Consider the following 7,416-nt stretch of genomic DNA (forward strand, 5'->3'; position numbering starts at 1 on the left):
GTTCAATACAATAATAATTGGTCTACCAAAAAGCTCAGGGGTTTTGCTATGGCTTATGATGATCTTCAGGAGATGTTTAACCTGAAGTACTCATAAATCTATTTACACAAAAATGTTGACACTATCTGCGAAACCTAATAGTAATAGAATAAACATAAATGGACTTTATCGAATATCTAGAAATCCTATGTATTTAGCATATTTTATCTATTTACTAGGATGTGTAATTCTCTCAAACTCGTTAGTATTATTAATACTACTTATAGCTTTCCAAGTATCAACACACTGGATTATTCTTTCTGAAGAAAGATGGTGTATTCTTGAATTTGGCGATGAATATAAAGATTATATGAAAAGAGTGAGACGTTATATTTAGATATTTTTAGATAATGGATCTGACAACCTATGGTGTAGATATCAGTATTTCAGTTTAAGCTTTGTGATATGACAGTATTGGAAATAATGAGATGTTAGACGTCATATATGAACGTATTGGAGGTTCAAATTTGGATATTTATTTTATACGCCATGGAAAAGATGAAGAAGGATATAGAGGTGGATGGAGTCAAAGAGGTTTAACTGAGGAAGGAAGAAAACAGGCCCAAAAACTTGCTAACCATTTATATGCAAATAAAGATATATTTAAATTCACTAGATTAATAAGTAGTGATTTAAACAGAGCAAAGGAAACAGCATATTATATTGCTGAGAAATTTGAAATAGAAATTGAGTTGAATCAAGAATGGAGAGAAACAAATAACGGTATAATAGCCGGTTTACCAAATGAGGAAGTTGAAAAGACATTTCCGGGATTATATTTTGCCTCATTAGGGATGGATGAAAGTTATTCGGGAGGAGAAAGTCCAAGGGAGTTTTTTGATAGAATAAGCCATTCGTTTTATAAACTAATAGAAGAAGTTAATCAAAGAAAAGAAGATATAGTGGTAATTACCCATAGTGGAGTTATTAACATAATATATCATTTAGTCAAGGGAATTGAATGGAACAACAAAAGAAGTAAAATTACAAATTGCTATAATACAAGTGTTCATAAAATTGCAATAGATGGAAAGAACATGAAAGTAGCTTTAAATAACTATATAGATCATTTATCTTATACATTAAGGAGAATAGATCATGAGTAATGGTGTAGATAAGATAATCGATTATTATCAGGGATGGGTATTAATAGCCATTATATGGGTATAGGTGTGTAATCATAGTTATTAGTAATGTTCTATTTTATTCGGGATTTTTTAATAATATATATATGGATAGGTAGTGGGGAAGATGAGAGACAAATTAAAACTATATGTACCTATAATTATATTGGCATTGTTATTTTATATGATGATAACTACACCACACAGCAGAGCATTGGGAGATATATTACTTGAAGTAATTGGATTGAAGGCTTGGACAGATGGACATGATGGTATGCATTTAACTGTAATATATTTCGGTACTCTATTTTTAATCATTTTATTACGATCAAATAGTTCTTCAGCAATGAAACCAAATAACAAAAGAAAACATAAAATCATTATTTTTATTTGTACTGTTATAACGATATACTTAGTTCATAGTGCATTAATACAAAACATGATGGGAAATTCTGTAGGACTTAATTCGATAGCAATAGCACCATCAGGAAATACTTATGAATATAAAATCGTTGAAGGAGAAATAGAAGAGTTTAAGTTCGAATTTAAATTAACCAATTATTCAGAAGAAGTAAAACAGTTTTCAATAGTTGGTTTTAATGATAATATAGCTGGAATTGAAATGTATAATAAGCAAAGAGAGATAGTTCAGTTTGAAATTCATGGTAAAGAAACACGTATATATAAAATTGATTTGGGTAATTACATTATTGAGGTTAAAGGGATTGGTAAAATTAAGAATTATGCAAGTAGAGGAATTATTAATTCATTACTACTTTTAAATGATAATGGTAACGAAACTGAGATAGTTAAATTAAGGGATATGGGTATTGATAAATAAATTATGAACGGATCTGTGAAAAAACTTGACAGAAAGGATATTTTACTTTGAAGGCTATAGTATTAGATATGTATGGTGTGATTATAAAGCAAACGGGAGATGATTATGTACCATATGTTCAACGGACATTTCCTGATTTGAAACCAGAAGAAATATACACTTCTTGGTTCAAAGCTGATGTGGGAGAATTAACATCGTTAGAGGTATGGGAAAGTCTAGGTTTTAGTGGTGATATAGAGAAAATTGAAAAAGAATATTTAGATACGATAGAAATAAATGATGGTTTTCTTGATTTTGTATCGGCTATAAGTAAACACTATAAGATGGCTATTATTTCAAATGATTCGAGCCGGTGGAGCAAATATCTTAGAGAAAAATTTGATATTAATAAATTTTTTGATGTAATTAGCATTAGTGGTGATTTGAGAATTCAAAAGCCAGATGAACGTATCTTTCTGCTTACAATAGAACAATTAGAGTGTAAGGCAGAAGATTGTTTATATGTAGATGACAGAGAGGGAAATTTAGAAGCAGCAAGCAAAGTTGGAATGAACACAATTATGTTTAATAGTAGAAATATACAATATGAAGGTAAGACTATTACAAATTTCAAAGAACTATTCAGTATGATTTTAGAATAAACGATCACCTTAACGCTCCAGGCGTTTCGAACACAAGAGATTATTTAATATCCATCAAGTTTTAATACTAATAATTGGAGATATAATATGGACTTAGTTGGAAAGAGAATTATTTTAAGGAAATTTCAAAAATCTGACATGGATTTTTTATACACACTTAATAATGATCCGTTAGTGAATAGGTATCTATCATATCATTCAATGGAAAGTGAAAAATGCCAATATTTTATTGAGTTATGGAAAGAAAACTACCATGATGAAATAGTAAATGTGCATAAAATAATTATAAAAGATATTGAAACTGATATAGGTCTAGTCTTCTTAGTCAAACGCGAGAATGGTGTCTATGAGTTAGGGTATCGTATATTACCGCAATTCTGGCATGCGGGCTATGCATCAGAGAGTGCAAAATTGCTCATATTTAAGTTTTTCGAGAAATATGATAATTGTATTTGGGCTGAGACACATCCTGCTAATGAAAAATCAATGAAGCTATTGAAGAAGCTAGGTTTTAAAGAAGTTATTAAAAAAAAATGCAAATGAAGGTCGACGATTTAAGCTCTTAAAAGAAGATTGTAATTGTGTTTAATTACAATGAGCAGCCATCTGAGATTTGATCATAGGAGTTGATAATATGTTAGAGCATAAAGGAACGATGTCTATAGAAACAGACAGGTTATTACTACGAAGATTTTTACAAAGTGATGCTAAAAGTATGTTTCATAATTGGACTAATGATGAAGACGTATGTAAGTATATGAGGTGGCCTAAACATAAGAATATAAATGAAACTAGAGATATAATAGCTGGTTGGATTAATTCGTATAACAAATTATCATTTTATTTATGGGCAATAACTCTGAAGGAAAGTGATGAGCTTGTAGGGTCTATTGTACTTTTTGTTGTTAACGAAAATGATCATTCAGGTGATGTTGGTTATTGTCTGGGAAAAAGATATTGGGGAAAAGGAATCGCTACGGAAGCTTTGAAAGCAGTATTGAATTATGCTTTCTTCAAAATTAATTTTAATAGAATTGAAACATACCACTCTATAAATAATCCGGCGTCAGGTAAGGTTATGCAAAAATGCGGAATGGTATTTGAAGGACTAGCAAAGCAAAAATACAAAAGTACTATTGGTTATGAAGATTGTAATATGTATGCAATATTAAAAGAAAATTTTAAACTTAAGTAGCTTTCATGTTTTAATGAATAATTATCATAAAATCATGTTAATTGGTGGTGATTGATATATATTTATATCATTATTTTGATAAAACAATTGGTCCATTTGTCAGCTTGTCAGACTTGCCGATTGATGAAGCAAAATCTATTTTAGACGTGATAAAAGTAACAAAACCAAATTCTCAAGGCGCACAAAGACATGATAAATATGTGGAGTATAGGCGCAATTGCGAGAATATAATCCGATCAGAATTTGCCAAAAAGGGTGGTGTTATAAATAGGACATCACCGCATTATATGGTAATTGAGCATAGTCCATGGTTAAGCACTTGGTTTGAAAACAGCTCCTTTATAAAAATTCCTATTGAGGAATTTGATATAAAGACTATTTCATTTACTTACGGTGATTCAATGCCGACCTTTAGTCCGACCATTAATGATGGTAAGGAATATCGGAAAAAGCTTTATACATATGATGAAATTCTAAAAATCATTGAAAAGTATGGACTACCGCAGGATTGGAATGATGATGGAAAATACGGTGCTGAGAGATATATTGAAGCTCATGTATGGAGCGATGAAACAATTAATAGGTATTTCTCATAAGCATAATCTACAACTTAAATAGATATGATAAGATCAAGAGTTGATTGAGGTACAGAGATTTAAATAATTGAGATATGAATCATGCAAGAATTGGTTATGAAAATGTATTATAAAGGTAGATTCTTTATAGTAGAGTTAAATAAGGAGGAAAAACATTGATAAGCTTAGGATTTATTTTAACATCGCTATTGATCATTATAATCCCGGGAACAGGGGTTATATATACTATTTCTACAGGGATAGTGGGTACTAAGAAAGACAGTATTATTGCAGCAATTGGTTGTACAGTAGGAATTGTTCCACACTTGATAGCAAGTATTGTTGGTTTATCGGCAATTTTTCATATGAGTGCACTTGTTTTTCAAACAATCAAAATAATAGGGATTGTTTACTTACTTTATCTTGGCTGGAGTATGATTAAAGATAAAGATGGTTTTAAAATCAATAATGTATCTAAAGATAAAAGCACTTTAAAAATTATAGTAAAAGCAATTTTAATTAATATGTTAAATCCGAAACTTACTTTATTCTTCTTCTCATTTATACCTCAATTCATACAGAATAATAAACACGGTTATATGTATCAAATGATAATATTGAGTTTGATTTTTATGGGATTAACGCTTATTGTATTCATATTATATGGGATACTCGCTAATTACTTTAAGCGTTTAATTGTTTCTTCGCCTAAAATAACTCATCGGATACAACAACTATTTGGTCTCATTTTTATAGGAATGGCTATTAAACTGGCACTTAGTGATGATTAATAAGTTATATACGATCAATTATTTTCATTGATAGACATGAAGTGGAGTCTTTGAAATCAAATGATTTCTCTAGAGCTCGCAGTAAGCGATTACATAGTAGCTACAAGAAGTTACCTCAAGTCTTTAGAAATCAGGAAAAGAATCATTAAGCGCGTAATATTAGTATTTGATACAGGAGGTAACAATGCTTGATAAAACATTACCATATTATAATATTATTATGAAAAGAACCAGTGGAACGATAGTACCGAGTGCTAGGTTACCTGAAGGATATACATTTAAATTATATTCAGACGGTGATGAGACACACTGGGCTGATATCATGGTTTCTGTTGGAGAATTTGATTCATATAAAGAAGCTTTAGAGTATTTTCAAAAGGAATATTTACCTCATAAGGATGAATTAAAGAGAAGGTCACTATTTATTGAAACAGATGACGGGAAAAAGATAGGAACATTAACAAACTGGTGGAATTATACTCAAAGTAGGAGAGATCCATCCGTGCATTGGGTTGGTGTGAAACCTGAGTATCAAGGGCTGGGACTAGGAAAGGCAATTGTATATGAAGGAATGAGAAGAATGATTGATTTGGAGGGAGATCGAGATTATTATCTTCATACTCAGACATGGAGCTATAAAGCCATTACCATATATATTAAGGCGGGTTATAATTTTGTTGAGAATGAGACCTTTGGTACTTATGCAAATGACTATGATAAGGCTTTAGAAACGATTAAAGATAAGCTTGTGAATATCATATAAACGTTAATTAAGGGGATATATATTTTTTAGAAAGGTACATATTAATATGAAATAGCATTGTATGTAATACTGATATAAAAAAATGCGAAATTGTAGGTGGGGAATTTATGAATAATATATTAGTCCAGTCAGATGTACTAATTCTTAGGAAGACGGAAGAGATAGATTTAGAGTTTGTTCTCAACACGGAACATGATAGTGAAAACATGAATTACATTGGACAGCAAACCATAGAAGAACATCATAAAATGCTGCTTGATGAAGATATTCTTCATTTAATTGTAGGGGAAAAAATCAGTAATGAAGCAATTGGATATGTAATGATAGCTGGAATCAAAAATAAAAACAGGAGTATAGAACTAAGGCGGATAGTAATAAATAAGAAAGGTATGGGCTATGGAAGGGAAACCATTAAACTATGCAAAGAGATAGCTTTTGGGATGAAAAAAGCACATAGATTATGGCTGGATGTAAGACAACATAATACTCGCGCCTATGCTTTATATAAATCAGAAGGTTTTATTGAAGAAGGAACCTTAAGAGAATGTATTATGAATGAGGGTGATTTCGAATCTTTAATTGTTTTATCCATACTTGAAAATGAGTATTTGAAGTAGAGTAACACAAATTCATAAAGCTACATCGGAGATGATAGAAACGTGGACAGTTGTATCTAAAGACATAATTATAGAAAGTAAGCCGGGCAGATGATAGATTATCTAAGGGGGTAAGTATTCTGTAACTTAGATAACAGATTATGGATGAAAAAAGATACTAATTAATAATATCTTTTTAATAAAGATGTCTCTGTGATAATACCTTAGATTGGTTTGAATTGCAGAAAAAATTAATACAATTGAGGGTTGACATTTTTCTACGTATGTAGTATACTGAACTTCCGCTACTGATGAGTGGCAAAACAAATATTGAGATATACAATAAATAGTTAATAACATTTATTGTAATACAAGTAAATCTTGAATAATCTATGGATGGGTTCCCGAGAGGCCAAAGGGGGCAGACTGTAAATCTGTTAGCTACGCTTTCGAAGGTTCGAATCCTTCCCCATCCATTTAGCTTTAATAAATTTATTTAAAGCTGGTAATAATATTGAATATCGCGGGGTGGAGCAGTCTGGAAGCTCGTCGGGCTCATAACCCGAAGGTCATAGGTTCAAATCCTATCCCCGCAATTCCGATAAGATAAATAAAATCATTAAAAAAGTAGTTGACATAACACAGAATATATGATAGAATAATTTCTTGTCGGCAGCAAAATAAAAGCTGATGAAAACATTGAAACTGTAGTGTTTTAATGATCATGAACCTTGATAATTGAACAGTGAAACAACCCTGAAAATTCTAAAAATATGGAGTTATCACATGGCTCCAAAAATAGATTTTCATTAGATGTATCAGAGATGATACTAAGTATTAGTGTCTCGTCA

The 7,416-nt window shown here is 30.9% G+C and carries 10 protein-coding genes and 2 tRNA genes; all 12 read left to right on the forward strand.

Annotated elements, in window-relative coordinates; translation table 11 throughout:
* Window positions 1-112: 112 nt before the first annotated feature.
* The 12 genes from I5677_RS17500 (at window position 113) to I5677_RS16930 (ending at window position 7,161) form a co-directional block, all read left to right on the forward strand.
* Window positions 113-376, forward strand: coding sequence for a methyltransferase family protein (locus I5677_RS17500; protein ID WP_197662824.1), 264 nt, complete (start codon window positions 113-115; stop codon window positions 374-376).
* A gap of 130 nt (window positions 377-506) precedes the next feature.
* The gene (locus tag I5677_RS16880) at window positions 507-1,145 is read left to right on the forward strand and encodes a histidine phosphatase family protein (RefSeq protein WP_197662825.1); all 639 of its coding nucleotides are present in this window, start codon (window positions 507-509) and stop codon (window positions 1,143-1,145) included.
* Between the two features lie 145 nt (window positions 1,146-1,290).
* Window positions 1,291-2,004 carry a hypothetical protein gene (locus I5677_RS16885; protein WP_197662826.1) on the forward strand — a complete coding sequence of 238 codons (714 nt, stop codon included), beginning with the start codon at window positions 1,291-1,293 and terminating at the stop codon, window positions 2,002-2,004.
* Between the two features lie 47 nt (window positions 2,005-2,051).
* Window positions 2,052-2,645 (forward strand): HAD family hydrolase, encoded by a 594-nt coding sequence (locus I5677_RS16890; protein ID WP_197662827.1) that lies wholly within the window; start codon window positions 2,052-2,054, stop codon window positions 2,643-2,645.
* Window positions 2,646-2,732: 87 nt separating this feature from the next.
* A complete protein-coding gene (locus I5677_RS16895) occupies window positions 2,733-3,188 on the forward strand; it encodes a GNAT family N-acetyltransferase (protein ID WP_197662828.1) in 456 nt (151 codons plus the stop codon).
* A gap of 91 nt (window positions 3,189-3,279) precedes the next feature.
* Window positions 3,280-3,840 (forward strand): GNAT family N-acetyltransferase, encoded by a 561-nt coding sequence (locus I5677_RS16900; protein ID WP_197662829.1) that lies wholly within the window; start codon window positions 3,280-3,282, stop codon window positions 3,838-3,840.
* 47 nt (window positions 3,841-3,887) lie between these two features.
* Window positions 3,888-4,436 (forward strand): hypothetical protein, encoded by a 549-nt coding sequence (locus I5677_RS16905; RefSeq protein ID WP_330617955.1) that lies wholly within the window; start codon window positions 3,888-3,890, stop codon window positions 4,434-4,436.
* A 155-nt stretch (window positions 4,437-4,591) separates the two neighbouring features.
* A complete protein-coding gene (locus I5677_RS16910; RefSeq protein ID WP_197662830.1) occupies window positions 4,592-5,206 on the forward strand; it encodes a LysE family translocator in 615 nt (204 codons plus the stop codon).
* A gap of 184 nt (window positions 5,207-5,390) precedes the next feature.
* Complete coding sequence (locus I5677_RS16915; protein WP_197662831.1) at window positions 5,391-5,969, forward strand: GNAT family N-acetyltransferase; 579 nt, start codon at window positions 5,391-5,393, stop codon at window positions 5,967-5,969.
* A 107-nt stretch (window positions 5,970-6,076) separates the two neighbouring features.
* Window positions 6,077-6,586, forward strand: a complete 510-nt coding sequence (locus I5677_RS16920; protein ID WP_197662832.1) for a GNAT family N-acetyltransferase — start codon at window positions 6,077-6,079, stop codon at window positions 6,584-6,586.
* Between the two features lie 373 nt (window positions 6,587-6,959).
* Window positions 6,960-7,041: transfer RNA gene (locus I5677_RS16925), tRNA-Tyr, on the forward strand.
* A gap of 46 nt (window positions 7,042-7,087) precedes the next feature.
* Window positions 7,088-7,161: transfer RNA gene (locus tag I5677_RS16930), tRNA-Met, on the forward strand.
* Window positions 7,162-7,416: the final 255 nt, after the last annotated feature.

It is taken from the genome of Mobilitalea sibirica (assembly GCF_015999265.1).
Lineage (GTDB): Bacteria > Bacillota > Clostridia > Lachnospirales > Lachnospiraceae > Mobilitalea > Mobilitalea sibirica.

What these genes read in the sequence shown, in the direction of transcription:
- I5677_RS17500 (WP_197662824.1), top strand. Translation starts at nt 113, where the DNA reads ATGTTGACACTATCTGCGAAACCTAATAGTAATAGAATAAACATAAAT.
- I5677_RS16885 (WP_197662826.1), top strand. Translation starts at nt 1,291, where the DNA reads ATGAGAGACAAATTAAAACTATATGTACCTATAATTATATTGGCATTG.
- I5677_RS16895 (WP_197662828.1), top strand. Translation starts at nt 2,733, where the DNA reads ATGGACTTAGTTGGAAAGAGAATTATTTTAAGGAAATTTCAAAAATCT.
- I5677_RS16900 (WP_197662829.1), top strand. Translation starts at nt 3,280, where the DNA reads ATGTTAGAGCATAAAGGAACGATGTCTATAGAAACAGACAGGTTATTA.
- I5677_RS16915 (WP_197662831.1), top strand. Translation starts at nt 5,391, where the DNA reads ATGCTTGATAAAACATTACCATATTATAATATTATTATGAAAAGAACC.
- I5677_RS16920 (WP_197662832.1), top strand. Translation starts at nt 6,077, where the DNA reads ATGAATAATATATTAGTCCAGTCAGATGTACTAATTCTTAGGAAGACG.